This is a genomic window from uncultured Rossellomorea sp. (genome assembly GCF_947488365.1).
Taxonomy (GTDB): Bacteria; Bacillota; Bacilli; order Bacillales; family Bacillaceae_B; genus Rossellomorea.
Map to the genome: position 1 here is coordinate 181,592 of NZ_CANKZT010000006.1, position 24,964 is coordinate 206,555.

The 24,964-nt window shown below is 42.2% G+C and carries 29 protein-coding genes and 1 rRNA gene; 23 read left to right on the forward strand and 7 right to left on the reverse strand.

Annotation, left to right across the window (positions count from 1 at the left end):
• Positions 1–31 precede the first annotated feature (31 nt).
• Together Q1B03_RS18665 and Q1B03_RS18670 are read right to left on the reverse strand one after the other, a co-directional pair.
• Entirely contained in the window at positions 32–190 is a 159-nt protein-coding gene (locus Q1B03_RS18665; protein WP_082051311.1) for a YpzG family protein, read from the reverse strand.
• Between the two features lie 31 nt (positions 191–221).
• Positions 222–386, reverse strand: coding sequence for a small, acid-soluble spore protein K (locus Q1B03_RS18670; protein WP_044339716.1), 165 nt, complete (start codon positions 384–386; stop codon positions 222–224).
• A 151-nt stretch (positions 387–537) separates the two neighbouring features.
• On the opposite strand from Q1B03_RS18670, the gene Q1B03_RS18675 reads away from it, so the two are divergent.
• A complete protein-coding gene (locus Q1B03_RS18675; RefSeq protein WP_299745057.1) occupies positions 538–813 on the forward strand; it encodes a YfhJ family protein in 276 nt (91 codons plus the stop codon).
• Positions 814–856: 43 nt separating this feature from the next.
• Here Q1B03_RS18675 and Q1B03_RS18680 read toward each other — a convergent pair whose 3' ends face one another.
• Complete coding sequence (locus Q1B03_RS18680) at positions 857–1,843, reverse strand: metal-dependent hydrolase (RefSeq protein ID WP_299745060.1); 987 nt, start codon at positions 1,841–1,843, stop codon at positions 857–859.
• A gap of 90 nt (positions 1,844–1,933) precedes the next feature.
• Here Q1B03_RS18680 and Q1B03_RS18685 point away from each other — a divergent pair, with 90 nt between their 5' ends.
• Together Q1B03_RS18685 and mutY are read left to right on the forward strand one after the other, a co-directional pair.
• Positions 1,934–2,242: a hypothetical protein gene (locus Q1B03_RS18685; RefSeq protein ID WP_299745063.1), complete on the forward strand. Its 309-nt coding sequence runs from the start codon at positions 1,934–1,936 to the stop codon at positions 2,240–2,242.
• A 49-nt stretch (positions 2,243–2,291) separates the two neighbouring features.
• Positions 2,292–3,398, forward strand: coding sequence for an A/G-specific adenine glycosylase (gene mutY / locus Q1B03_RS18690; protein ID WP_299745066.1), 1,107 nt, complete (start codon positions 2,292–2,294; stop codon positions 3,396–3,398).
• A gap of 39 nt (positions 3,399–3,437) precedes the next feature.
• Here mutY and Q1B03_RS18695 read toward each other — a convergent pair whose 3' ends face one another.
• Complete coding sequence (locus Q1B03_RS18695; RefSeq protein WP_299745069.1) at positions 3,438–3,662, reverse strand: hypothetical protein; 225 nt, start codon at positions 3,660–3,662, stop codon at positions 3,438–3,440.
• 103 nt (positions 3,663–3,765) lie between these two features.
• On the opposite strand from Q1B03_RS18695, the gene fabL reads away from it, so the two are divergent.
• From fabL to nikC, 10 genes are all read left to right on the forward strand, one after another.
• On the forward strand, positions 3,766–4,509 hold the full coding sequence (gene fabL, locus Q1B03_RS18700) for an enoyl-[acyl-carrier-protein] reductase FabL (RefSeq protein WP_034762580.1): 744 nt from the start codon (positions 3,766–3,768) through the stop codon (positions 4,507–4,509).
• A gap of 76 nt (positions 4,510–4,585) precedes the next feature.
• On the forward strand, positions 4,586–4,792 hold the full coding sequence (locus Q1B03_RS18705; RefSeq protein ID WP_299745079.1) for a gamma-type small acid-soluble spore protein: 207 nt from the start codon (positions 4,586–4,588) through the stop codon (positions 4,790–4,792).
• Between the two features lie 197 nt (positions 4,793–4,989).
• A complete protein-coding gene (locus Q1B03_RS18710) occupies positions 4,990–5,253 on the forward strand; it encodes a YgaB family protein (RefSeq protein ID WP_299745082.1) in 264 nt (87 codons plus the stop codon).
• Positions 5,254–5,504: 251 nt separating this feature from the next.
• Positions 5,505–6,035 (forward strand): DUF402 domain-containing protein, encoded by a 531-nt coding sequence (locus Q1B03_RS18715; protein ID WP_299745151.1) that lies wholly within the window; start codon positions 5,505–5,507, stop codon positions 6,033–6,035.
• 162 nt (positions 6,036–6,197) lie between these two features.
• Complete coding sequence (locus Q1B03_RS18720; protein ID WP_299745085.1) at positions 6,198–7,946, forward strand: ABC transporter ATP-binding protein; 1,749 nt, start codon at positions 6,198–6,200, stop codon at positions 7,944–7,946.
• A 316-nt stretch (positions 7,947–8,262) separates the two neighbouring features.
• Positions 8,263–9,279 carry an ABC transporter ATP-binding protein gene (locus Q1B03_RS18725; RefSeq protein ID WP_299745087.1) on the forward strand — a complete coding sequence of 339 codons (1,017 nt, stop codon included), beginning with the start codon at positions 8,263–8,265 and terminating at the stop codon, positions 9,277–9,279.
• Entirely contained in the window at positions 9,254–10,219 is a 966-nt protein-coding gene (locus Q1B03_RS18730) for an ABC transporter ATP-binding protein (protein WP_299745090.1), read from the forward strand. Before Q1B03_RS18725 ends, Q1B03_RS18730 begins: the two co-directional genes overlap by 26 nt.
• A gap of 74 nt (positions 10,220–10,293) precedes the next feature.
• The gene (locus Q1B03_RS18735) at positions 10,294–11,883 is read left to right on the forward strand and encodes an ABC transporter substrate-binding protein (RefSeq protein WP_299745154.1); all 1,590 of its coding nucleotides are present in this window, start codon (positions 10,294–10,296) and stop codon (positions 11,881–11,883) included.
• A 276-nt stretch (positions 11,884–12,159) separates the two neighbouring features.
• Positions 12,160–13,164 carry an ABC transporter permease gene (locus tag Q1B03_RS18740; protein ID WP_299745093.1) on the forward strand — a complete coding sequence of 335 codons (1,005 nt, stop codon included), beginning with the start codon at positions 12,160–12,162 and terminating at the stop codon, positions 13,162–13,164.
• Positions 13,165–13,192: 28 nt separating this feature from the next.
• Positions 13,193–14,089: a nickel transporter permease gene (gene nikC, locus Q1B03_RS18745; protein ID WP_044339707.1), complete on the forward strand. Its 897-nt coding sequence runs from the start codon at positions 13,193–13,195 to the stop codon at positions 14,087–14,089.
• A 53-nt stretch (positions 14,090–14,142) separates the two neighbouring features.
• Here the strand turns inward: nikC and Q1B03_RS18750 are convergent, their stop codons facing one another.
• Positions 14,143–15,225, reverse strand: a complete 1,083-nt coding sequence (locus Q1B03_RS18750; protein ID WP_113970037.1) for an aromatic acid exporter family protein — start codon at positions 15,223–15,225, stop codon at positions 14,143–14,145.
• Between the two features lie 255 nt (positions 15,226–15,480).
• Positions 15,481–16,767: a glutamate-1-semialdehyde 2,1-aminomutase gene (locus Q1B03_RS18755; RefSeq protein WP_299745101.1), complete on the reverse strand. Its 1,287-nt coding sequence runs from the start codon at positions 16,765–16,767 to the stop codon at positions 15,481–15,483.
• A gap of 204 nt (positions 16,768–16,971) precedes the next feature.
• Between Q1B03_RS18755 and Q1B03_RS18760 the strand changes: the two genes are divergently transcribed.
• The 8 genes from Q1B03_RS18760 to perR all read left to right on the forward strand — a co-directional run bounded on the left by Q1B03_RS18760 (position 16,972) and on the right by perR (position 22,888).
• The gene (locus tag Q1B03_RS18760; RefSeq protein ID WP_299745104.1) at positions 16,972–17,982 is read left to right on the forward strand and encodes an ATP-binding cassette domain-containing protein; all 1,011 of its coding nucleotides are present in this window, start codon (positions 16,972–16,974) and stop codon (positions 17,980–17,982) included.
• 60 nt (positions 17,983–18,042) lie between these two features.
• The gene (locus Q1B03_RS18765) at positions 18,043–18,834 is read left to right on the forward strand and encodes an ABC-2 family transporter protein (RefSeq protein WP_299745107.1); all 792 of its coding nucleotides are present in this window, start codon (positions 18,043–18,045) and stop codon (positions 18,832–18,834) included.
• A 3-nt stretch (positions 18,835–18,837) separates the two neighbouring features.
• Positions 18,838–19,623, forward strand: a complete 786-nt coding sequence (locus Q1B03_RS18770) for an ABC transporter permease (protein ID WP_299745110.1) — start codon at positions 18,838–18,840, stop codon at positions 19,621–19,623.
• Positions 19,624–19,684: 61 nt separating this feature from the next.
• Positions 19,685–20,089, forward strand: coding sequence for an ion channel (locus tag Q1B03_RS18775; RefSeq protein WP_299745113.1), 405 nt, complete (start codon positions 19,685–19,687; stop codon positions 20,087–20,089).
• 72 nt (positions 20,090–20,161) lie between these two features.
• Positions 20,162–20,626, forward strand: coding sequence for a thioredoxin-dependent thiol peroxidase (bcp, locus tag Q1B03_RS18780; protein ID WP_299745115.1), 465 nt, complete (start codon positions 20,162–20,164; stop codon positions 20,624–20,626).
• A gap of 227 nt (positions 20,627–20,853) precedes the next feature.
• The gene (locus tag Q1B03_RS18785; RefSeq protein ID WP_299745118.1) at positions 20,854–21,804 is read left to right on the forward strand and encodes a D-2-hydroxyacid dehydrogenase; all 951 of its coding nucleotides are present in this window, start codon (positions 20,854–20,856) and stop codon (positions 21,802–21,804) included.
• 1 nt (position 21,805) lies between these two features.
• On the forward strand, positions 21,806–22,354 hold the full coding sequence (locus tag Q1B03_RS18790; RefSeq protein ID WP_299745121.1) for a cob(I)yrinic acid a,c-diamide adenosyltransferase: 549 nt from the start codon (positions 21,806–21,808) through the stop codon (positions 22,352–22,354).
• A gap of 87 nt (positions 22,355–22,441) precedes the next feature.
• On the forward strand, positions 22,442–22,888 hold the full coding sequence (gene perR, locus Q1B03_RS18795) for a peroxide-responsive transcriptional repressor PerR (protein ID WP_299745124.1): 447 nt from the start codon (positions 22,442–22,444) through the stop codon (positions 22,886–22,888).
• Positions 22,889–22,968: 80 nt separating this feature from the next.
• Here perR and Q1B03_RS18800 read toward each other — a convergent pair whose 3' ends face one another.
• On the reverse strand, positions 22,969–23,319 hold the full coding sequence (locus Q1B03_RS18800; RefSeq protein WP_299745127.1) for a YgzB family protein: 351 nt from the start codon (positions 23,317–23,319) through the stop codon (positions 22,969–22,971).
• A gap of 154 nt (positions 23,320–23,473) precedes the next feature.
• On the opposite strand from Q1B03_RS18800, the gene Q1B03_RS18805 reads away from it, so the two are divergent.
• On the forward strand, positions 23,474–24,340 hold the full coding sequence (locus tag Q1B03_RS18805; RefSeq protein WP_299745130.1) for a nucleotidyltransferase-like protein: 867 nt from the start codon (positions 23,474–23,476) through the stop codon (positions 24,338–24,340).
• A 262-nt stretch (positions 24,341–24,602) separates the two neighbouring features.
• Positions 24,603–24,964 (forward strand): 16S ribosomal RNA (locus Q1B03_RS18810); the annotation flags it as partial.

The window sequence follows — 24,964 nt, forward strand, 5'->3', positions numbered from 1 at the left end:
GTCCGTCATAGGGACGGACCTCGGAAGCAGTCTAGGAACGCTTGCGTGTCTGGTTCTCTAGAATGATTAAGTCTTGAGTTTGTGTGGTTTGTCCATTAGCTTGGGAATGGGCATGCTTTGGATTGTAGAATGCCTTGTTAAATGGACTACTGTACTTATTTCGGTAGAAGTTGTTTTTCATGTTTGCCATCGTGACTACCCCCTAAACAAATTTCACTTCATTAAAGTGAGTCGTGATCTCTTTCTCCAGAAGCTTTCATACGTTCTTGAGGATGGGTATTGATGGTGCCGTTAGCCCTTTTAGATGCAAATTCCGCTTTAGCTCTCGGTTCACCTTCGAATTTATTGTTATTCATGTTAGGGAACCCTGTCGTTTTATTTCGCATAATGTGCCTCCTAAAAGGTGAAATGTACTTACTCATACCGTGAAGAAGCAAAGATTCACAACTAAGCTTAACCACGTACTAATAGTATGGGTGAAATGGTGTACATTATCATAAAAGCGGGAACTAAATATATGGAAAAGGAGGAGACAAAATGGAGTCAACATTCCACGAATTAACACAATTGTTAATTGAAAAAAATAACAAGCTATCTTATGAAAAAGCGAGAACCTGGATTGAACTTGTCTGGGAGGATTTCGAAGCAACATACGCAAAAGCAGGTTACGATTATAAAGGGAAAGCAGTAACGGAGAAAGTCGTTCGCCAATGGGTCAATACGTACGGGGAACAGATCCATGAATTTGCTGCACAAAACCCTAAATACAAACACCTGATCGACGATAAAGAAGATGGCGATTTAGTACACTAAAGTGATGAGGGACGGACCTTGAAAAGGTCCGTCCCTCACTGCTTTAATCGATTAAAATGTCGATGTCGACTTTTGAGCGGAGTTTTTCTTCGCTGAAGACCCATCCTGTGTAGGAGCTGACGATGTTCAGGTCTTTGTCGAGCTGGACCAGGGCGACAAATGGATAGTGTCCATTATTTCTGTAGCGAAGATCGATAAAGCGTACTTCAAAGTGATCGTCGTATTCGTCCAATTCCCAGCGGAAAACCGGTGAAAAGGAAAGAAAGGCTGCAAGATTTTTATCTTTTTTAGCAGCATTGATCACTGGATTTTCAGGTATCGGTATCCGTTCAAATTTATCAAAAATCGTAATCGACCGTCTAAATGCCCTTGCGACATAATAATGCTCCTTCGTCACGATGGCTAATCGCCATTGGAAAAATCGGATGGTCGGCGAAACGATGATTTTCTCCGCTTTCGGAATTCTTCGCTTCACCGCATTTTTCACGGCTTTTTGAACCTGGAATCTCAATACATAATAAGCAAAAATCACAATGTACATGACCAAAAAGGTTTTTCCCGGTGGTAATCCAAAGCCCCAAAGGATCAATCCCCCAATATGAATCCCGAAAATAATCGGGTCAAACGTGTTAATGACCCCTAAAGCGACCCATTTCGACGAAATCGGCCTGATTGCCTGGGTCCCATAGGCGTTGAAAATGTCGACAAATACATGAAGGAATACGGCCACAAATGTCCAAATCCATAAATGAAGCAAATCTGCCCCCGGGAAAAATGGATAAAGACAAGCGACGATTAAAAGCGGCCATAGAGCAACGGCTGGAATGCTATGGGTGATGCCTCGGTGATGACGTATATAAACAGCATTATTGCGTAATTTCAAAACGGTATCAATGTCTGGTATTTGAGAGCCGATGACTGCTGCAACTAACACACTTTGAGAAGTGGCTGCACTTTCAGCAACAACGGGATCCAGGGTGGCTAAGCCCCCAAGAGCGAAACCCATGACAATATGAGTGCCTGTATCCAAAAAAAGTCCTCCCTTGGCTCATTTTCATCTGTTTTCTTTATGACTTGTATTCATTTTTGAACATGATATGGTTAAAAGGAGTTTATTTCAATGAAAAACACTTTACACATTTACTTAGAATATGAAATAAAACAAAATTTTCAACCTCAATATAAGCAGATTATGAATAATATTGTAGAGACATTACCACAATACGACGCCTTTAATATCCAATGGGAAAAGTCTGAAGCCGACTCTAATCGTTACATCGAACGGTTTATTGTGCCCACGGAATCCCATTTCCATGTTTTGAAACGTTTACGAACTTCCCGTCGTCATTTATTATTTGGATTATTGGACGAATGTATTTGTGGAGGGTTAAAAGAAATAAACCTTGTTGGATTAAAAACACAGCTTTAATTATTTATTCCCTATTCAACGTAACATTTAACATCCTGGAGGTACAAAATTGACTGAAGAACCATTGAAACATTTACAAACCATTAACCGTGAGGAATTCCAGAAAGATTTAATCTCATGGTTTTCAAGAGAACAGCGAGATCTGCCGTGGAGGAAGGATCAAGATCCCTACAAAGTGTGGGTGTCCGAAATCATGCTTCAGCAAACGAGGGTGGATACGGTCATACCTTATTTTAACCGATTCATCGAAAAATTTCCTACCATAGATGCTCTTGCAATTGCAGACGAAGAAGATGTCCTGAAAGCATGGGAAGGACTCGGCTATTACTCGAGAGTCAGGAATCTCCAATCCGCTGTAAAAGAAGTGAACGAAAAGTATGATGGTATCGTCCCTGATACTCCGAAAGAGATTTCGTCTTTAAAAGGAGTGGGCCCATACACAGCGGGAGCGATCTTGAGTATTGCCTATGGCAAACCGGAGCCTGCTGTCGACGGAAATGTCATGAGGGTATTTTCACGTATCCTGTCCATCTGGCTGGATATTGCCAAACCTGCTTCACGAAAAGTGTTTGAAGAAGCCGTCAGAAATTTGATTTCTGAAGAGAACCCATCCTATTTCAATCAGGCATTGATGGAACTTGGTGCCCTGATTTGTACTCCGACTTCACCATCCTGCTTACTATGTCCTGTTCGGGAGCACTGCCAGGCATTTGAAGAAGGGGTTCAAACTGAGCTTCCGATCAAATCGAAGAAGAAATCTGCCCGTAAATTGAATATGGCGGCAGCTGTTTTGTTTACGGAAGATGATCGAGTCGTTATTCATAAACGTCCAAATAAAGGTCTGCTTGCGAATTTATGGGAATTCCCTAATTTTGAAGTGGGAAATTCAAGCGGCGGTCGAAAGCAATTGGTTGATTTCATGGAGGAAGAATACAAGGTAGATTGCTCTTTGAAAGCAGGGGTTGTCACGAAAATCCAGCATATATTCTCTCACATAGTGTGGGACATTGAAGTATATGTTGGTTCTATCGACAGCGCTACTCTTGATGCCAGCGACCTGATTGCCGTTACGACTGAAGAATTAGAGAAATATGCCTTCCCCGTTTCCCATCAGAAAATTTGGAAGGAAACTGGAGCAGGAATACTGCAAAAATAAAAAAGAGCAGCCGTGATGGTTGCTCTTTATATAATCATTTCAATCGTAACTAACCTTCGTGCCATGAGTATAATCTGCTTCACCCCGCTTCAATCCACCGCGGTTTTCAATTTCCTCAATAATTTCTCGGTGAATCGATTGTCCTTCTGCGTTCAAATAGGGTACTATTTGTTGTAGTGAATGATGAAAGAAAGCAAGCTCGCTTTTCTCCCATTCATTTTTTGGAATCATTGAAAGCTCTGTCATATCTCTGCCTACATACATAACTCATTCCTCCATTTAACTGACATGCTCTTATTAGTGTGCATGTTAAAGACATGGTTATGCCTTACACCAAATGGAAAATGAAATTGAAAGGATGATCAACATGAGTCAAAAAGTAGCATTAGTCACAGGTAGCAGCCGCGGACTTGGACGGGAAATCGCAATTCAACTAGCTGAAAAAGGATACGATATCGTCGTTAATTACGCACGAAGCAAAAAAGGTGCACTTGAAACGGCTGAACAGGTGGAAAAGTTGGGACGAAAAGCATTTGTCGTACGGGCGAATGTAGGGGACGTCGATAAAATCAAATCGATGTTCGAACAGATCAAAGAAGAGTTCGGCCGTTTGGATGTTTTGGTTAGTAATGCAGCATCAGGGGTTCTTCGTCCAGTCATGGAGCTTGAAGAATCTCATTGGGATTGGACGATGAACATTAACAGCAAGGCATTACTATTCTGTGCCCAGGAAGCAGCAAAGTTAATGGATAAGGGCGGACGCATCGTAAGCATAAGCTCATTGGGATCCATCCGTTATTTAGACAATTACACAACTGTGGGAGTATCTAAAGCTGCCGTTGAAGCATTAACGCGTTATCTTGCCGTTGAGCTTGCACCACGTGACATTATCGTAAATGCAGTTTCCGGTGGTGCGATCGATACAGATGCACTCAAGCATTTCCCTAATCGTGAAGAGCTCCTGGAAGATGCCCGCAGTAAAACACCTGCAGGACGAATGGTGGAAATTGATGATCTTGTGAAGTCTGTCATGTTCCTCGTTTCGGACGATTCTTCCATGATCAGAGGACAAACCATCATCGTCGATGGCGGTCGTTCACTACTCGTTTAGTGGAATGTTTTTCCTGAAAAAAATCGAATAGTGAAATCCACGCTTGGTTATCTTAATAAGCGTGGAGGTGATTACAATGGCAAAACAACCAAACAAAACTCAAGCTGGTACAAGCGTTCAACATGTTAAGCAACAAAACGCTCAAGCTGGTGCAACTCAGCAACAACAATACGGTACTGAGTTCGCTTCAGAAACAACAGCAGCTCAACATGTGAAACAACAAAACCAACAAGCAGAAGCTAACAAAGCGAAAGCTTCTGGTAAATACGGTCAACAACAATAATTGAATTGTTCTTGACGGAGAAAGCACCCAATTGATTGGGTGCTTTTTCGTATTTTTACATATAATGGAATTCGGACGCCCGCACACACTCAGATCCACATCGACAAAACTGGTGGCATTGTGACAGAAGTTGTCAAAGGGTTTGGGGTTGGAAAGGAGAATGTTTTAGGAGAGCTTGTTTAGAGGAGTTGGTTGGAGTGATACAGCATCGATTTAATGAGTTGGTTTCAGAGCAGTTAGAAACGATGGATAAGTTGTTATATCTTCAGTCGGAGATAGAACGGTGTCAGGATCTGGAAAAGGAATTACTTCAGCTTCAAGAGATGACGAAGGTTGAATCTATAAAGAGAGAGATTGCGTCAAAAAAGAAGGAACTTAAAGAGATTCAAAAAATGTTTCAACGGCAAACCGATGATGTGATTCGTTCATATCAAAAGGAACAAAACAGTGTGACAACGTAAAAAGCAACTTTAAACGTAAGTGGAAACGAGATATGTTTCACGAATAAACCTTTCACCCAAATGCGGGTCAAGTAAAAGGCAGCTCTCCCAATTTATAATAAAAACCCATTTTTGAACCGAAATCGGGCGATTCTTAAAGGATATTTTCTTTAAGGATAGCCCTTTTGTTTTAAATTTTCTGAGGAAACGTTATAATGATAGAATAGATAAGTATATATAAGGGTAATTATGAAATGAAAGAAGGGGATACGATGGCGGTTCCCACAGAAGGAAAATCTGTACAAATACATAGCTTTAAGCATGATGGCAACATTCACCGGATATGGAATGAGACGACGATCCTGAAAGGAACAAGCAATCAGATTATCGGTGGAAATGATCGAACGATGGTGACGGAATCCGACGGAAGAACGTGGATGACCCGTGAACCGGCAATATGCTATTTCCATTCAGAGCTATGGTTTAACATTATTTGTATGATTCGTGAGGACGGTATTTATTATTATTGTAATTTAAGTTCACCATTTGTATATGATCATGAAGCGATCAAGTATATCGATTACGACTTGGATATTAAAGTGTTTCCTGATATGACATATACATTGCTGGATGAGGATGAGTATGAAGCTCATCGTAAATTGTACGGTTACCCGGATGTGATCGATCACATCCTGAAGCGAAATGTAGACAAGCTTGTTCGCTGGATCCGACAAAGAAAAGGGCCTTTTGCTCCGGACTTTATTGATATTTGGTACGAGCGCTATTTGACTCACAGGGGGTAACACAGCTGGAAAATTGTATAGGCATTAAAGGGCTGACCCAGTAAGGAGCAACCTTTTCATTCCCAAACAGGATTTGAAGAGGAACAGTGCTGCGTTCCATACAGGGTCATCCCTTTTTATTGGGGCAAAATAAATACTAACATCTTAGAAAGGAGTAATCACTTGGATAGTATCAAACGCTACCTTCAATTTGTAAAACCTTATCGGTGGCAAATTATCGGTACATTAATTATAGGTATTATTAAATTTACGATTCCCTTATTGATTCCGATTTTAATCAAATATGTCATTGATGATATAGTAGGGGCTTCTGGCTTATCTGCGGAAGAAAAGACCGATCAATTACTGATGATCATGGGGATCATGCTTGTCCTTTTCTTACTTGTAAGACCTCCTGTAGAGTATTATAGGCAATACTTTGCTCAGTGGACGGGTAACAAGATCCTGTATGATTTGAGGGATCATTTGTTTTCACATATTCAACGACTAAGCTTTAAATATTATTCGAATACAAGAGCGGGGGAAGTCATTTCCAGGGTCATCAATGACGTTGAGCAAACGAAGAATTTCGTGATCACCGGACTGATGAATCTATGGCTCGATGCGGCTACCATAGTCATTGCCCTCTCCATCATGTTTACGATGGATGTTTCGTTAACACTTGTTTCTCTTATAGCGTTTCCTTTCTATGCTTTCTCCGTCCGTTATTTCTTTGGAAGACTTAGAGGGTTGACGAGAGACCGTTCTCAGGCATTGGCGGAGGTTCAAAGTCATTTACACGAACGGGTCCAGGGGATGGCCGTCATAAAGAGCTTTGCTGTTGAAGACTACGAACAGAAACAGTTTCAGGATCAGAATAGCAATTTCTTAACCAAGGCCTTGAAGCAAACAAGCTGGAATGCGAAAGCGTTCGCGGTTGTGAATACTATTACGGATATTTCTCCATTAATCATCATTGGATATGCTGGACTGCAAGTCATTGATGGAGATTTGACCATTGGTACGATGGCTGCCTTTATCGCATATATCGATCGTCTTTATGGTCCGCTTAGACGACTGGTGAATTCTTCAACAACCTTGACTCAATCGATCGCTTCCATGGACCGTGTATTTGAGTTCATGGATGAGAAGTATGATATTGATGATGAACCAGGTGCGATTCCTTGTAAAAATGTACGCGGGGATATTCATTTTAAAAATGTTTCCTTCCGCTATGAATCTGAAGAGGAGGAGGTACTGCGTAATCTCAACCTTGATATTAAAACGGGTGAAACCGTTGCTCTGGTCGGGATGAGCGGAGGAGGGAAATCATCCTTCGTCAGTCTGATTCCCCGGTTCTACGATGTTACAGATGGTGAAATTCTTTTAGATGGTACGGATATCAGAAGATTTCAGGTGAGATCATTGCGGGACAATATCGGAATGGTTCTTCAGGACAATATTCTCTTTAGTGAATCGGTCAAGATGAATATTAAATTCGGTAATCCTGATGCGACGGATGAAGAAGTAATAGAAGCTGCCAAGGCGGCGAACGCACATGATTTCATCATGAAATTACCTCAAGGCTATGACACGAAAGTAGGGGAACGAGGCGTGAAACTATCGGGCGGACAGAAGCAACGTGTCGCGATTGCCAGGGTATTCCTTAAAAACCCGCCGATACTCATACTGGATGAAGCAACGTCAGCTCTTGATCTGGAAAGTGAACACCTGATCCAGGAATCCCTTGAAATCCTGGCGAAAGATCGGACGACCTTCATAGTCGCCCATCGTCTATCAACGATCACTCATGCTGATAGAATCATTCATATGGAACACGGAGAAGTTGTCGAAATGGGGACACATGAAGAGTTGATGGCGAAGCAGGGCCATTATTATAAACTGTTCCAAGTACAACAGCTTGATCAATAAAATGTAAAGTCATGACTTATCACGATACATGTGATAAAAGTCATGACTTTTTTTGTATATCAAAAAAATATATCGAACTTATTGCAGGTGTGTCGTGAAGAAAGTAGGGCTAAATAACTTTATCTGGAAGGAATGAAAAGAATATTTGGACATATATTGAATTGAATTAGGAATGAAAGAGCATATGAATTTTGTGTGGAAAAATTCTGAAAATAGATTGCAACATTTGTAACATCTTGTATAATAAGAAACATATAAAATTTAGAAAATAAGCACTATTAAGAAAAGAGAGATAGTTTCGAAGAGGAGGATTTGAATGAGCGAAGCGCGTCCTTTACTAAAAGTGGAAGATTTAAGGACCTCCTTTTTTACTGATGACGGAGAAGTTCCTGCAGTCGATGGAGTTAGTTTTCATGTGAATGAAGGGGAGGTGCTCGGGGTCGTCGGGGAAAGCGGATGTGGTAAAAGTGTTACATCCCTATCCATCATGGGCCTTGTACCGAAACCACCGGGGAAAATAGTAGGTGGAAAGATTCTTTATAAAGATGAAGATCTGACACAAGCATCGGAAAAGCGGATGAGAGATATCCGGGGTAATGATATAGCGATGATCTTCCAGGAACCGATGACATCTTTAAACCCTGTTTTTACCATAGGTGATCAATTAACGGAAGCAATACGGATACATACGAAGGTTGGAAAGAAACAAGCAAGAGATAAAGCAATCGAAATTATGAAGATGGTAGGTTTGCCGAGATCGGAAGAGTTGATCAATGAATACCCGCATCAGCTATCAGGCGGTATGAGACAAAGGGTCATGATTGCCATGGCAATGGTCTGTGATCCACGTGTGTTGATAGCAGACGAGCCGACAACCGCTCTTGATGTGACGATTCAGGCCCAAATTTTAAAATTGATGAAACGATTAAATAAAGAGCTGAATACAGCGGTCCTCTTGATCACTCATGATTTGGGAGTTGTAGCCGAAACATGTGAACGAGTGGTCGTTATGTACTCAGGTAAAGTGGTGGAAGAAGGTACGGTAGAAGAAATCTTCAAGAACCCGCAGCATCCTTACACGAAAGGTCTGATTCAATCCGTACCGGACATGAGAATCAAGCAGCAGCGATTGCATTCAATTCAGGGGAATGTTCCTAAACCGGGATCCATCAAGACCGGATGCCGGTTTGCAGCCCGCTGTGATTATGCCTTCGATCGCTGTTTAGTCGAAACACCGGAATTATATGAAACATCACAAGGACATTGCACACGATGCTTCCTGTTCGATGAAGTGGAGGAGGGAGTTTATGACGGAACCGTTGCTAAAGGTTGAGAATCTTAAGAAACACTTTCCGATTACAGGAGGAATTCTTGGACGACCTGTCAGTTCGGTAAAAGCGGTAGATGGGGTTTCTTTTACCGTGAATAAAGGAGAGACACTTGGGATCGTAGGAGAAAGCGGATGTGGAAAGTCGACGACGGGCAGGATGCTTATGAGACTCATCGATCCATCGGAAGGAAAGGTGACATTCGAGGATCGAGAACTTACCAGTCTATCAAACTCAGAAATGAGAAAGATTCGCCGGGAAATGCAAATGGTCTTTCAGGATCCTTTTGCTTCCTTGAATCCAAGGCATACTGTTGAGCAGATTCTCGAAGAACCATTAAAGGTCCACGGAATGGGTTCAGCGAAGGAAAGAAAAAAGAGGGTTCATGAACTACTCAATATTGTTGGGTTAAGCAGTTATCATGCCAAACGTTATCCACATCAATTCAGTGGTGGACAAAGGCAGCGAATTGGTATCGCCAGAGCACTTATGACAAACCCAAAACTCATCATTGCCGATGAGCCTGTGTCAGCTCTTGACGTATCCATTCAGTCCCAGGTCCTGAACCTGATGCAGGATTTGCAAAAAGAGTTCGGACTCACCTATATCTTCATTGCGCATGATTTAGGTGTAGTTAGACATATAAGTGACCGGGTAGGCGTGATGTACCTCGGAAAAATGGTAGAGCTGAGTAATAGTGAAACTCTCTATGAAAAACCGCTTCACCCATACACCCAGGCACTACTATCAGCGGTACCGGTGCCGGATCCTGATTTCAAAAGAGAAACAATTCTCTTGCAAGGGGATATTCCGAGCCCGTCCAATCCACCGAGTGGTTGTACATTCCACACCAGGTGTCCGCATGCTACGGAGATATGTAAACAGAAAGTGCCGGAATTCAAGGAACACCAACCAGGGCATTATGTAGCTTGTCATCTTTACTAGAAGGCAAGTCTCATAAGTATATAAACATTATTCAGGAGGGGATTTAGTTGAGAAAAAAAAGCTGGTCAATTTTAATGCTGCTCATCCTACTCGTATCATCCGTTCTTTACGGATGTGGAGGGAATGAAAGCTCTTCAGGCGAAGGCAGCGATAGTAAAGAAAGTGGCGATCCTAAAGTATTGATCTTTGGTCGCGGAGGGGATTCAGTAGCACTTGATCCTGCTGCGGTTACGGATGGTGAATCATTTAAAGTAACAAAGAATATCTTTGAAACTCTAGTTGAATTTGGTGAGCAGGATACAGAACCAAATCCAGGATTAGCTGAAGCGTGGAAGGTATCTGATGATGGTTTGACGTATACGTTCACACTTCGTGAAGGGGTCAAATTCCAAGATGGTACAGACTTCAATGCTGACGCAGTCGTGAAGAACTTCGAGCGTTGGATGAATGGAAATGAAGAGGCATTCTACTACTATAAATCTATGTTTGGTGGATTTAAGGGTGATGAAGGTCATGTTATCAATGAGGTAAAAGCGGTTGATGAGAAAACCGTTGAGTTTGTCCTTAAACGTCCACAGGCTCCGTTCTTAAAGAACATTGCGATGAGCCCGTTTGCGATTGTAAGTCCTAAAGCTCTTGATGAGTTAGGTGATAAGTTAGGTGAAGCACCGACTGATGCCGGAACAGGTCCTTTCAAGTTCAAAGAGTGGAAGCGTAATGACAAAATCGTTTTAGTCAAGAATGAAGACTACTGGAAAAAAGATCTACCGAAATTAGATCAAGTTGTCTTCAAATCAATTCCTGAAAACTCTGCACGACTTAACGCGCTGGTTTCTGGTGAAATCGATCTTGCAGATGGTATCAATCCAAGTGATGCAGCCCAAGTTGAAGGTAATGACCAATTACAATTATTCGAACGTCCTTCTATGAACGTTGGATACTTAGGGTTAACATCAACTCGTAAACCTTTTGATAATCCAAAAGTACGTCAAGCGATCAACTATGCAATCAACAAGCAGGAAATCATTGACGCATTCTTCGAAGGAAGAGCAGAAGTAGCGAAAAACCCAATGCCTCCAGTTATTGGGGGATACAATGACGCACTTGAAGGATATGAATACAATCCTGAAAAAGCCAAGGAACTTCTTGCTGAAGCAGGACTCGAAGATGGATTCGAAATGGAATTATGGGCAATGCCTGTTCCACGTCCATACATGCCGGATGGTCAAAAAGTAGCTGAAGCGATTCAAGCCGACCTTCAAGAAGTAGGGGTGAAAGCGAAAATCGTATCTTACGAGTGGGCGACATACTTAGAAAAAGCCCGTAACGGAGAAGCGGATGCATTCTTACTTGGATGGACTGGTGACAACGGTGATGCAGATAACTTCCTATATGTATTACTTGATAAAGACAATATCGGAAGCAACAACTACACTTACTACAGCAATGATGAGCTTCATGAATTATTAATTGCTGCTCAATCTGAAACAGATCAAGCAAAACGTGAAGAGATGTACAAACAGGCTCAAGAAATCATCCATGAAGATGCTCCTTGGGTACCTCTGGCGCACTCTACACCATTATTGGCTGGTAGTGCGGCTGTGAAGAACTTCCAACCGCATCCAACCGGATCTGACTTCTTAGGTTCAGTAGATATGGAATAATCGTAATAAGATTCAACCTAGGGGAGATGAGTTTTAATCTCCCCTTTGTACATACAAAAGCGGAGGCGGCTCGTTCAGCCCCGACAAGCATAAGGCGAGCTTGCACGAAAGGCGTTTTTTGCCTTTGGGGCAAGATTGACTTATGACCTCGAGGGGCTACCCGCCGTAGCTGGACAAAAAGAAAAGCGGAGGCGGCTCGAACAGAGCATGTAACGTGAAAACGATTTAAGCAAGCTACCAAGAATACTAGAATCTCCTTTCAGAGAGGTGAACAAAATGTTCCAATACACCATACGAAGATTACTTCAATTAATACCCGTATTATTAGGGATGACCTTTATTGTATTCTTTATCATTCGTGCGATACCAGGGGACCCCGCCCAGGTGATCTTGGGTCAACAGGCTTCTAAGGAAGCCATTGAGCAGCTTAGAGGTCAGTTAGGTCTTGATAATGCCTGGTATGTTCAATATTTTGAGTATCTAAAAGGCCTTTTAACAGGTGATTTAGGCAGTTCCATTCGTACTAAAACAGAAGTTTCAAATGAAATCTGGCCGTACTTGGCCGCGACAGCAGAATTGGCGATTGTAGCGATCATCATTGCCGTGGTCATAGGGGTGAATGCGGGTATTATCAGTGCCTGGTTCCAAAACTCGTGGTTTGATTATACAGCTATGATCCTGGCTTTGGTCGGGGTGTCCATGCCGATCTTCTGGCTTGGTTTGATGGAGCAGTGGATCTTTGGTATTCAACTTGACTGGCTCCCGACCACAGGAAGGGAAAACATCCGAAATCCAATCGATGCCATTACGAATCTATATATTATAGATACCATCATACAGGGGCGTTTCGACCAATTAGGTGAAGTGCTGAGGCATCTGATCCTTCCGGGGATCGCACTTGCTACGATTCCAATGGCGATCATTGCCCGTATGACCCGTTCAAGCATGCTTGAGGTGATGCGTTCCGATTATATTCGAACTGCCCGTGCCAAGGGTTTGAAGATGTTCTGGGTGGTGTACAAGCATTCTCTTAAAAATGCCATCATTCCAGTACTGACGGTAATCGGTCTGCAAATGGGGCTCCTATTAGGGGGAGCGATATTGACTGAGACAATCTTTGGATGGCCTGGAATTGGTCGCTATATTTATGAAGCGATCGGCTTCCGTGATTATCCTGTTGTACAGTCCGGCATTCTCGTAGTCGCAACGATCTTTGTCACCATCAACTTAATTGTCGATTTACTATATGCCGCAGTCGATCCGCGCATTAAATACAACTAACATCAATAGAAGAAAGAGGTGAACTCTCATGGCAGAATTAGCAGAACCACAAAAGGAGCTTCATCCTTCCCTGCAGGAAGAAACGGTTTCTCCTTGGAAGGAAGCGTGGAAAAGCTTTAGAAAAAACAAAATAGCTTTAGTCGGATTTTTCATCGTGCTTTTCTTTGTCGTCTTAGCCATTGCTGCACCCGTCATCGCCCCACAAGGCATCAATGAACAAGATTTATCGAAAAGACTTCAAGCTCCATCTTCCGAACATTGGCTCGGAACAGATGACTTTGGGCGGGATATATTGTCCAGAATTATTTATGGGGCACGAATTTCATTATGGGTAGGTTTCTTTGCAGTTATCGGTTCCGCAGTAGTAGGAAGTCTACTTGGTATCGTGGCAGGTTATTATGGAAGATGGGTGGATACGATCATCTCACGAATCTTTGATATTATGCTTGCATTCCCAAGTATCCTGTTAGCGATCGCTGTTGTAGCTGCTCTTGGGCCATCCCTGAGAAATGCTTTAATTGCCATTGCGATTATCAATATCCCAAACTTTGGACGACTCATTCGGTCACGGGTGTTGAGTGTAAAGCAGGAAGAGTATGTTATGGCTGCTAAAGCCATTGGGATGAAAGATAGCCGTATTCTATTGAGTCATATCCTTCCTAACAGTATGGCGCCGATCATTGTACAGGGAACCCTTGCCATTGCGACTGCTATTATTGAAGCAGCGGCACTTGGCTTCCTTGGTTTAGGAGCTCAAGCCCCTCAACCGGAATGGGGGAAAATGCTGGCTGACGCACGTACGTTCATGCTGCAAGCCCCTTGGACAATGATCTTCCCTGGACTTGCCATCATGCTGACGGTACTGGGATTCAACTTGATGGGGGACGGACTTCGGGATGCCCTTGATCCTAAGATGAAAAACTAAATAGAACAATAAAACGGAGCAAAGGCATTAACATCCTTTGCTCCGTTTTCTATTTATTCTTCTTCTTCCCCGATCATCACTTCATTGTCTTCTTTATGATACGATTGAAAGCTTGTGATAAGTTTTTCCAGATGCTCTAAATGCTCATCGTATTCAAAGATAGCCGAGAAAATATGAAGCAGATGGAAGTTATGAATATTTTCATCTTTACTATGCTGTTTTACTTCCTGGATCATGATATTCATCAGTTCTTTCCGATGCATGCACACATCCTGCTGAGCTTCAGACTCTGCATGTGGATGCATTTTACCTAAGAACTTCAATAGAAGCTGTTCGTGGTAAGTAAGGAGACAATCGAGCTGGCCTTTGATAACTCCCCGTAATTCATCCGGTAACTGAAAGATTTCATTTTCATACCGGTTCAATCGCTTCAAAATGTCAAAGCTACGATTCGTTGATGAAATCATCTGACGGAAAATCACAAGCTTACGACTTTTGACAATCGAATTTTTCTTAAAATAATCTCGTTCTTCTTTATAGAGAAGATACAATTGATCGACCTTTATAAGCTTTTCTTTAATACGCTCCAAGTCTTTTTTTAAGAGGTGGAACTCTGTTGCGTGCCTTGAACTTAATCGAATCCACTTTAAGATTTCTTCTGTTGAATCAGATATTTTATGATATAGCTTCGTTTCGTATTTCGGCGGCAGGAAAATCAGGTTAATAATGAACGATGAGAATACCCCGATCATGATGGTTGAGAAGCGGATGAATGCAAATTGAATAAAATCCTGATCCGTCACTTCCATAATCGCGATCAACGTTACCAGGGCAAGACCAATCGTGTTTTGCAACTTTAGTTTAAGAATGATGGCAATGGCTATGACAGCAGCAAGACCTACAATAAGTGGATTGCTACCGAATAAGAGAACGAAAATAACAGCAATCCCAGCACCGATCAGGTTCGCTTGAATCTGTTCGATGATCGATAGATAGGAGCGATAAATGGTGGGCTGTACGGCAAAGACCGCCGCGATTCCAGCAAACACTGGAGAAGGTATACCCAATAGCTGCGATACAAGTAAAGCTAATACAATCGCAATTCCCGTTTTTAGGATGCGAGCACCAAGTTTCATGGAATTAGGATCCTTTCTTGTGTAACGTATTTATAAACAATACTGTACTATACATGTACTTACAAGTAATATCAATAGGCAAATCTAAATAAGTTTTTACAGAATATGTACCTTTTTGTAGAGGGGGATAAACAAATCACAGCAGGCGGAATTCTTCTACAGAATGAATAAATATGCCGGGAAGGTAAGAGTTATTCTGAAAATGGTAAAAAAAAGACTGCCCAACGCAGGTGGGACAGTCTTTAGGTTATTCTATTATAATTGTGCGAATGCACGATCGACTGCATCGATCGTTACTTGGATATCTTCTTCTGTATGAGCGGTCGTAATGAACCATGCTTCATATTTAGAAGGGGCCAGATTGATTCCCTGATTAAGCATCAGCTTAAAGAACTTCGCAAACATTTCCCCATCGGTCGCTTCAGCTTGCTCATAGTTTTCCACTTTTTCTGTAGTAAAGTAAAGTGTGAGAGCTCCTTTTAATCTGTTAATGGAGATTGGTGCGTTATGTTTTTCAGCTGCTGTAAGGATCCCCTTTTCAAGCATTTCTCCGAGTTTATCAAGTTTCTCATATACGCCTTCTTCTTTTAACACTTCAAGGCAGGCAATTCCTGAAAGGATGGAGGCGGGATTTCCTGCCATTGTACCTGCTTGATAGGCAGGACCTAACGGAGCGACCTGTTCCATGATTTCTTTCTTCCCGCCGTACGCCCCGATTGGAAGACCGCCGCCGATGATTTTCCCCAGCGCCGTCAAGTCAGGCTTTACCTTTAACATATCCTGAGCCCCGCCGTACATGAAGCGGAATGCCGTGATGACTTCATCGTAAATCACAAGGCTTCCTGCACTGTGTGCAATTTCATTTACCTGTTCTAAGAAGCCTTCTTTCGGCTCCACAATTCCGAAGTTCCCAACGATCGGTTCAACGAGCACTCCAGCAATTTGATCTCCCCATTTTTCCATTGCTTCTTTAAAGGGTTCGATGTCATTAAAAGGAACGGTAATGACTTCCTGGGCGATGCTCTTCGGAACGCCGGCAGAATCCGGGGTGCCGAGAGTAGAAGGGCCTGAACCTGCAGCGACAAGTACCAGATCGGAATGACCATGATAACATCCTGCAAATTTAATGATCTTATCTTTTCCTGTGTAAGCTCGTGCTACCCGTATCGTCGTCATGACGGCTTCCGTTCCTGAATTCACGAAACGTACTTTATCCATGTATGGCATTGCTTCTTTAATCATTTTCGCGAATTTCACTTCATGACGGGTAGGCGTTCCGTATAGGACACCGTTTTCTGCTGCGGATTTGATCGCTTCTGTGATATGTGGGTGAGCATGACCGGTAATGATAGGACCGTATGCTGCCAAGTAATCGATGTATTTGTTCCCATCTACATCCCAGAAGTATGCGCCATGTCCTCTTTCCATCGCCACCGGAGAACCTCCGCCTACTGCTTTATATGAACGGGATGGACTGTTCACGCCTCCGACGATATGTTCCAGTGCTTCTGTATGTAAAGTTTCTGATTCAGTGAATTTCATGTTTACCTCCTGAAAAAAATGTATTTGATTATCTGGTAAGCTACCACTCTATTGTAGTACGCCTATTTGTACTTTAGCAAATAGGGAATCATTGGACACATTTATTTTCAAGCAGACTGTTCAAAGGGAACCTGTTCTCTGTGGTACACTATTCTTTGTTTGTAAAAGAGGCACCAATACTTATCGATTATAGGAGGACGCAGCATGAATGCAATCGAAGTCAATCATTTGCGTAAGGAATTCAAGGCTTTTTCCAGTCGTTCCGGATTAAAAGGGGCATTCAGGGATTTGTTTACGCGTAATTATAAAATCGTTCCTGCGGTGAATGATATCTCATTCAATGTGAAGCAGGGAGAGATGGTCGGATACATTGGTGAAAACGGTGCAGGGAAGTCCACCACCATCAAAATGCTGACTGGGATCTTGACACCAACCGGTGGAGAGCTGACCGTCAATGGAATGAATCCTCACCGCGACCGGGAAAAATTTGTTCAGACAATCGGGGTTGTGTTCGGACAGCGTTCACAGCTCTGGTGGGATATCGCGGTTCAGGAATCCTTTCAGCTTTTAAAGAAAGTGTATAAAGTGCCGGATCAGCAATACCAGGAACATATGGATCATGTCATAGAGACGCTGGATATCGCACCGCTTCTGGACAAGCCTGTCCGTAAATTATCCCTGGGACAGCGGATGAGATGCGAGTTAGCGGCGGCGCTAGTTCACAATCCGCCTTTGCTATTTCTTGATGAACCAACGATCGGGTTAGACGTTCTAGTGAAACTGAAAATCCGTCAATTTTTAAAAGAAATCAATGAAAAGTACAATACGACGATTTTGTTAACCACACATGATTTATCTGATATTGAAGCTCTTTGCGAAAGGGTCGTCATGTTGGATGAAGGAAAAATCATTTATGATGGTGCACTGAGTCAGCTGAAAGAGAACTGGGGAGACCAAAAGGAAGTCGTGTTTCAATTTCTTGATGATACGTCACTTACTGCTTTATCCGACCTTACTGGAAATCAGAATATCTCCTGGTCTTTCGATGAGAAAAAACAGAGCTATTCGGCTTTAACTGAAGCGGATGATGAAGTAATCTCACAACTGATAACGAAAGTCGTGGCGAACTTCAAAGTGAAAGACATGAAAATAGAAGAAACGACAACAGAAGAAATCATTCGAAACATCTATGAAAAAGGAGCTGTAACAAGATGAGTAATGGAATAGAAGCCATCATTCCATTTAATAGTGAGCTCCAGTGCGAAGGAGGGTATCATGGCTAAGTATATTGAAATGATTCGCATCCGCTTTCTCATGATGCTGGCATACAGAACTAATTATTATAGTGGAATATTAATATATAGTATCAATATAGGTGCTTACTATTTCTTATGGCAGGCTATTTACGGTGGAAAGCAAGATATAGAAGGGTTGTCAATCATTCAAATGACCACCTATGTAGCCGTTTCCTGGATGGCCAGGGCCTTTTATTTTAATAATATTGACCGTGAAATCGCTCAGGAAATTAAAGAAGGAAAAGTGGCTGTTGAATTTATCAGGCCCTATAACTATCTTGGGATGAAGACGATGCAGGGACTCGGAGAGGGAATCTTCAGACTGTTATTTTTCTCGTTCCCGGGAATGATTATTGTCAGCCTCATCTTCCCGCTTCAATTCGGTACAGGATTAGATACATTGGGCTTATTTGCGATTTCAATCCTGTTTAGTTTCATTATCAATACACAAATCAATTTGCTGACGGGGATCACGACCTTTTTCTTATTTAATAATGACGGTCTCATCCGGGCGAAACGAGTGGTCATTGATTTGTTCTCCGGCTTATTGCTTCCGATTCATTTTTTCCCGCTTTGGGCGCAAAATGTGATGGGATACTTACCGTTCCAAAGTATAAGTTATGTTCCCAGCATGATTTTCACCGATGGCTTTACTACTTCTGAATCATTCAATGCGATACTTATGCAGGGCGTATGGTCATTGGTTCTTCTCATACCTATCAAGATACTCTGGGTCATGGCAAAAAAACAAATGATTATTCAAGGAGGGTGACCGATGTTTTATGTGAAGATGTTTTTTCAATACGTCGCCCAATATATGAAGATCAGACTGCAATACAGGGCCGACCTGGTTGTGGAGATTCTTTCTGATTTACTGTTTCAGGCAGTTAACCTCGTATTTATCCTGGTCGTGTTTGGCCATACTCAGCTGTTGAGCGGCTGGACAAGAGACGAAATTATTTTCATCTATGGTTTCTTCCTGGTCCCGTTTGCACTATTTAGTTCGTTCTTCAATATATGGGACTTTAACGACAGGTATGTGGTCAAGGGAGAGTTCGACCGGATACTGACCCGTCCCATACACAGCTTGTTTCAAATCATCTTAGAGCGAATGGAACTGGAGTCGCTTTTCGGAGTGATCACGGGCCTTTCGGTTATGTTTTACGCCGGGGGAAGACTGGATATTACCTTTGAATGGTACGAACCCATTTTATTTATCCTTTTTGTCATTGGGGGAGCTCTGGTGTATGCAGGGATCTTCATCGCCCTTGCCAGCATCGGGTTCTGGTCGGATGCGAAAACGTCGATCATGCCGATGATGTACAATATCGGAAACTATGGAAGATACCCCGTTGATATCTATAATAAAGTGATTCGTTTCGTGTTAACGTGGATTCTTCCATTCGCGTTCGTTGGAGTCTATCCATCTGCCTTTTTCCTGGAAAAGACGGAATGGTATCCATACTCGTTTCTGACTCCTTTTGTGGGCATCGGATTTTTTATCTTCTCGATCGTGTTATGGAATGAAGGAGTGAAACGATACAGGGGTGCAGGTAACTAGAATGATTCTGAGGTATAAAGCGTACATATACTAAGACAAGCAGAAAAAAGAGGGTATGTACATGCTTTATATCATTGGTTTTTTCATTCTGTTCTGCATGGTGATGAGTTTACGGGCTTTATTTTATCCTTCCAGATGGAAAGAGCATCACGTTTCATTTCATCACTTTATCTTCCTGGGGATGAGTTATATCACGATCATGATCGGATTTGGCCTTCTGTTTACACTCCTTGAGCTTGAAGGGGTTCCGATTCTCGTTGAAGGAGGGAAACCTTTAACCGGAGACTTTCTCGATCATTTCTTTACCACAATGTATTTCAGTGGCATCACCCTCTTCTCAGTAGGGTACGGGGATGTCACACCTATTGGGATCGGGAGAGGAATTGCCCTCATTGAATCATGGCTGGGTTACACTATCCCTGCGGCCTTTGTCGTGAAATCATTCCTAAACTACGAAAACAAGTAGCGTATGGTTTGAGTTTTTTCCTGCTTTTGGGTACGCTAAAGTCAGAATACTATCCAATGGAGGGGAAGATACATGACAGTTGGTCAAAAAGCACCGGAATTTGAATTACTTGCAAGCAATGGAGAAAAGGTGAAGCTTTCGGATTACCAGGGAAAAAACGTGGTCCTTTATTTCTATCCAAAGGATATGACACCTGGCTGCACGACAGAAGCATGTGATTTCAGGGATCAGCATGAAAACTTCGAAAATCTGGATGCCGTTATCTTAGGAGTGAGCCCGGATCCTGTTGATAAGCATGAAAAGTTTGTAGACAAGCATGGATTGCCATTCCTTCTTCTTGTAGATGAAGATCACAAGGTGGCAGAGGAGTACGGCGTGTGGAAGCTGAAGAAAAACTTCGGGAAAGAATATATGGGAATTGAACGTTCCACCTTCATTATCGATAAAGAAGGAAACCTTTCAAAGGTATGGAGAAAGGTGAAAGTGAAGGGACATGTGGAGGAAGCTCTGCAATACATTCAAGAGAACCTTTCCTAAGCCTATTTTCAAGCCTATTTTAACTGGGTCGAGGCTTTTGTCCATTCACAAAGCGTGTAAGGACATATAGTAAGAGTAGGGCAACCTCCTCAAATAAGTCAGTCTCATCCGTGTAGAAGGATCGACCATGTCGGTCCTCTTTTTTTTATGCCTCAAGGATGCTAAAGCTAGGGCGATTGCTCTCCCGTATGGTAAAATAATGGGTAATAGTGATGGGAGGCAGCCACATGAAAATCATCTTTACATTTCAACCCAAGGAAGAATTCGTCTCAGACATGAAAAACAGCTTCCCTGCGGTTGAATTTCTCTTTTATAAAAAAATCAAAGAAGCAGAAAATGAACTTCCAAACGCAGAGGTGATTGTCACTATGGGTGAAGACCTAACGGACGACCACATTGAAAAGAGTGCGAAGTGCAAATGGATCATGGTCACTTCGGCAGGACTGGAAAAAATGCCATTTGAAGCCATCAAAAAAAGAGGCATCCTGGTGACCAATGCAAGGGGAATCCATAAAATTCCTATGGCTGAGTTTACAATCGGATTAATGCTTCAGTATGCAAAACAGCTTCAAGCGGTATTGAAACAGGAAAGCGATAACGTGTGGAGCCGAAGACTTCCGACCGCAGAACTTCATCAAGCTTCTCTCCTTATACTCGGAGCGGGAGCGATTGGAGGAGAAATCGCCCGGTTGGCCAAAGCGTTTCACATGAGAGTGAGTGGTGTGAACTCCAGCGGATCGCACGCGGAACACTTTGACAGCATGTTCACACTGGAAACATTCACAGAGCAGCTGCAGCACGCAGATTACGTCGTATCCGTTCTCCCCAGTACTGCTAAAACGAAGCATCTCCTAAAGGTTGTTCACTTTGAACAAATGAAGGACACGGCTGTATTTATCAACATAGGCCGCGGTGATTTGATAGAAGAATCCGTTCTTCTTGAAGCGAATGAAAAGAAGTTGATCGGTCATATGTATCTTGATGTGTTTGACAAGGAACCACTACCCAAGGATCATCCTTTCTGGCAGAATGAAGGGATAACGGTGACACCTCATCTATCCAGCATCACAAAAAAATACATGCCAAGAGCACTTGATATTTTTAAAAAGAATTTAACTACATATAGTAAGAAGAGTGGAAACTATATTAACGTGATTGATGCAGAGAGGGGATATTAGGATGAAAATATATACAAAAACGGGAGATAAGGGAACGACGTCTTTAGTATATGGAACGAGAGTGTCAAAAAAAGATCAGCGTGTAGAGGCATACGGGACATGCGATGAAGCAAATTCCATGATTGGTTTAGGTCTAAGCTACCTTAAAGCTGAATACTTTGATGGAAAAGAAAAGTTTGAGGAGTTCTTTCATAAGGTACAAACCATTCTCTTTCATGTTGGAGCGGAACTGGCTACTCCTGCAGGGAAAGAAGTGAAATGGAAGCTTGAAGAATCACATATTAAAGAACTGGAAGAGCAAATCGACTTTCTTGATGGCGCCCTTACGCCCCTTAGCAATTTCATCCTTCCTGGAGGTCAGCCTGCTGGAGCTGCATTTCACACAGCCAGAACAATCGTGAGAAGAGCCGAAAGAGAAGCGGTTGGCATTGATGAAGACATTAATCCGTTGGTCCTTTCTTATCTGAACAGACTTTCTGACTACCTTTTCGTTGCAGGCCGCTATATAAACCAGCAGCTCGGGGAACAAGAGAAAAACTTACACGAGTAACTAGGGAGAAAGATTGACAAAAGGGACCGATGATTAGTACACTATTTATAAAGATTATAAAATAATAATTCTTATGAAAAGAGGTGCATGACGATGTCTGAAGAAGGACAATTAAAAGAAGCGATTTCGACATTGAAGGAAACGGGAGTCCGTATTACTCCTCAACGTCATGCGATATTAGAGTATCTCATTGATTCAATGGCTCATCCAACTGCTGATGATATATATAAAGCACTTGAAGGTAAATTCCCGAACATGAGTGTCGCTACTGTTTATAATAACTTACGCGTATTCCGTGAAGTAGGCTTAGTGAAAGAGTTAACCTACGGTGATGCCTCCAGTCGCTTTGACTTTGTGACAACGGATCATTACCACGTCATCTGTGATGGCTGCGGTAAAATTGTTGACTTTCATTACCCGGGACTGGATGAAGTGGAACAACTGGCTTCCCATGTCACTGGATTTAAAGTGAACAACCATCGTATGGAAATCTACGGAACATGCGCTGACTGCTCTACAAAGGAAACCCACTAGATAAGAATGGTTCTTCCCGTAGAACCATTCTTTTATTTTACAAAAAAGACCTTCAATAGAAGGTCTTTTCTCATGCAGGTTTATCTCTTCTTTTTATTATAACCCTCATCAAACTCTTCGCCTTCTAAGTTCGGATCAAGAGTTAATGGTTCATTACAATACATACACATATCTACACGCCCAAGGACCTTGGTGACTTTTCCGCAATTAGGACATGTCACTTGCACGGCCTTAGTGGAGAGCATCCCGATCCAGAAGTAAACAACTGTGCTTCCGATGATTCCCAGAAAACCCAGCAGCATAAATGTTGTCATAACCCATGGATGTTCTCTAAAATATATACCTACGTACATAATGATAAATCCGATGAAAACCAAGCTTAAGGCAAACGTTCGGATTTTATTGATTTTACTCGAATATTTCTTAGCCATTTGTTTGTCCCTCCTAAAAAAATACTATACCATATTTGGTGTAATAAGAGGGATGCGAAACCGTTTTGTCGAAAAATGACTATATTCAGAGAAGGAAATCCCCTTTGAATGTCGAAATAGTAACCAACCAATGAGTGATGTGGAGGAGTATGAAATGGAAGACATTTTACGACCGTTATACCAAGAGCGTACTAGTCACCCCAATACTTTAGGAGCGCTTTTAATAGAACAAAGCAAGAAATCCAGCCCGTTGACAGATACTTTTGATATTGTCCTTTTTCTAGTTGTGAAAGAAGCTGAAGAACCAGTGTTCATTAAGCACTATTCCTATAAAGAGCAAAAGGCAGCCTTACATATCGTAACGGAAGCTAAGCTGAATGAGTGGATCTTACTCGGGTCCAACCGCAAAGTAATCGATTGGCTATTCAATGGTAAAGTACTGTTCGATCGCAACGAATATATTCATAATCTTAAAACAGAGTTAAGAGATTTCCCCTTCTATGGAAGAAAGATCAAGATGGGTATGGAATTTGCCAAGTTGATTCGTCGTTACATGGACGGTAAGGAATTCTTCGAAAGTAAGCATTATTTAGATGCCTACAATCACATCGTTCATTCATTGCATCATTTAGCAAGGCTCGCGGTCATCGAAAATGGATTTCATCCAGAGGTAACAGTATGGAACCAAGTAAAACAAATCGAGCCTGAGATTTATAAACTATATGAAGAGCTTGTAACAAGCGATGAAGAAATTGATAAACGACTTGAGCTGCTGTTTCTGGCAAGCGAGTTCCTTATCCACTCAAGAACGAAGGTTTCGACGGAACATCTATTGAACATCCTGGACCAAAAAGAACACTGGACGTTCCAGGATCTTCTTAATCATCAAGAGGCCAAACATTATTCAGTGGATTTAAGCATGCTCATCGAATATCTGACAGATAAAGGATTCGTTGAAATCGTAGATGTGGAGACAAAGGGACAAGGGATTTATCATCGCTATTACCGAGCCGTAAAATAATTATAGTGAAATATTAATTTTTCGTTGACTTCATTTTAAAACCTTGTTATATTAGTAAATGTCGCTGCTGAACGACGACAACGAGCGGGCAGTGGCGACTTGAAAAAAACTTAAAAAGTTGTTGACATAAACTCCACAACTTGGTAAGATAATAAAGTCGCTTCAAAAGAAGCACTTACACATTGAACCTTGAAAACTGAACAAAACAAGACAATACGTCAACGTTAATTCTAGATTTATTTTTAAAGAGCTATTCAAACTTTTATCGGAGAGTTTGATCCTGGCTCAGGACGAACGCTGGCGGCGTGCCTAATACATGCAAGTCGAGCGGATTGATGGGAGCTTGCTCCCATCAATCAGCGGCGGACGGGTGAGTAACACGTGGGTAACCTGCCTGTAAGACTGGGATAACTCCGGGAAACCGGGGCTAATACCGGATAACTCATTTCCTCGCATGAGGAAATGTTGAAAGATGGCTTCTTGCTATCACTTACAGATGGACCCGCGGCGCATTAGCTAGTTGGTGAGGTAACGGCTCACCAAGGCGACGATGCGTAGCCGACCTGAGAGGGTGATCGGCCACACTGGGACTGAGACACGGCCCAGACTCCTACGGGAGGCAGC

Coding starts and splice junctions, on each gene's coding strand:
- Q1B03_RS18800 (WP_299745127.1), bottom strand. CDS start 23,319: ATGGCTAAGAAATATTCGAGTAAAATCAATAAAATCCGAACGTTTGCC.
- Q1B03_RS18725 (WP_299745087.1), top strand. CDS start 8,263: ATGAGCGAAGCGCGTCCTTTACTAAAAGTGGAAGATTTAAGGACCTCC.
- Q1B03_RS18740 (WP_299745093.1), top strand. CDS start 12,160: ATGTTCCAATACACCATACGAAGATTACTTCAATTAATACCCGTATTA.
- Q1B03_RS18770 (WP_299745110.1), top strand. CDS start 18,838: ATGTTTTATGTGAAGATGTTTTTTCAATACGTCGCCCAATATATGAAG.
- Q1B03_RS18735 (WP_299745154.1), top strand. CDS start 10,294: ATGCTGCTCATCCTACTCGTATCATCCGTTCTTTACGGATGTGGAGGG.
- Q1B03_RS18715 (WP_299745151.1), top strand. CDS start 5,505: ATGGCGGTTCCCACAGAAGGAAAATCTGTACAAATACATAGCTTTAAG.
- bcp (WP_299745115.1), top strand. CDS start 20,162: ATGACAGTTGGTCAAAAAGCACCGGAATTTGAATTACTTGCAAGCAAT.
- perR (WP_299745124.1), top strand. CDS start 22,442: ATGACGATGTCTGAAGAAGGACAATTAAAAGAAGCGATTTCGACATTG.
- Q1B03_RS18705 (WP_299745079.1), top strand. CDS start 4,586: ATGGCAAAACAACCAAACAAAACTCAAGCTGGTACAAGCGTTCAACAT.
- Q1B03_RS18675 (WP_299745057.1), top strand. CDS start 538: ATGGAGTCAACATTCCACGAATTAACACAATTGTTAATTGAAAAAAAT.
- Q1B03_RS18665 (WP_082051311.1), bottom strand. CDS start 190: ATGGCAAACATGAAAAACAACTTCTACCGAAATAAGTACAGTAGTCCA.
- Q1B03_RS18755 (WP_299745101.1), bottom strand. CDS start 16,767: ATGAAATTCACTGAATCAGAAACTTTACATACAGAAGCACTGGAACAT.
- Q1B03_RS18765 (WP_299745107.1), top strand. CDS start 18,043: ATGGCTAAGTATATTGAAATGATTCGCATCCGCTTTCTCATGATGCTG.
- fabL (WP_034762580.1), top strand. CDS start 3,766: ATGAGTCAAAAAGTAGCATTAGTCACAGGTAGCAGCCGCGGACTTGGA.
- Q1B03_RS18790 (WP_299745121.1), top strand. CDS start 21,806: ATGAAAATATATACAAAAACGGGAGATAAGGGAACGACGTCTTTAGTA.
- Q1B03_RS18670 (WP_044339716.1), bottom strand. CDS start 386: ATGCGAAATAAAACGACAGGGTTCCCTAACATGAATAACAATAAATTC.
- Q1B03_RS18730 (WP_299745090.1), top strand. CDS start 9,254: ATGACGGAACCGTTGCTAAAGGTTGAGAATCTTAAGAAACACTTTCCG.
- Q1B03_RS18775 (WP_299745113.1), top strand. CDS start 19,685: ATGCTTTATATCATTGGTTTTTTCATTCTGTTCTGCATGGTGATGAGT.
- Q1B03_RS18805 (WP_299745130.1), top strand. CDS start 23,474: ATGGAAGACATTTTACGACCGTTATACCAAGAGCGTACTAGTCACCCC.
- Q1B03_RS18760 (WP_299745104.1), top strand. CDS start 16,972: ATGAATGCAATCGAAGTCAATCATTTGCGTAAGGAATTCAAGGCTTTT.
- Q1B03_RS18685 (WP_299745063.1), top strand. CDS start 1,934: ATGAAAAACACTTTACACATTTACTTAGAATATGAAATAAAACAAAAT.
- nikC (WP_044339707.1), top strand. CDS start 13,193: ATGGCAGAATTAGCAGAACCACAAAAGGAGCTTCATCCTTCCCTGCAG.
- Q1B03_RS18695 (WP_299745069.1), bottom strand. CDS start 3,662: ATGTATGTAGGCAGAGATATGACAGAGCTTTCAATGATTCCAAAAAAT.
- Q1B03_RS18785 (WP_299745118.1), top strand. CDS start 20,854: ATGAAAATCATCTTTACATTTCAACCCAAGGAAGAATTCGTCTCAGAC.
- Q1B03_RS18750 (WP_113970037.1), bottom strand. CDS start 15,225: ATGAAACTTGGTGCTCGCATCCTAAAAACGGGAATTGCGATTGTATTA.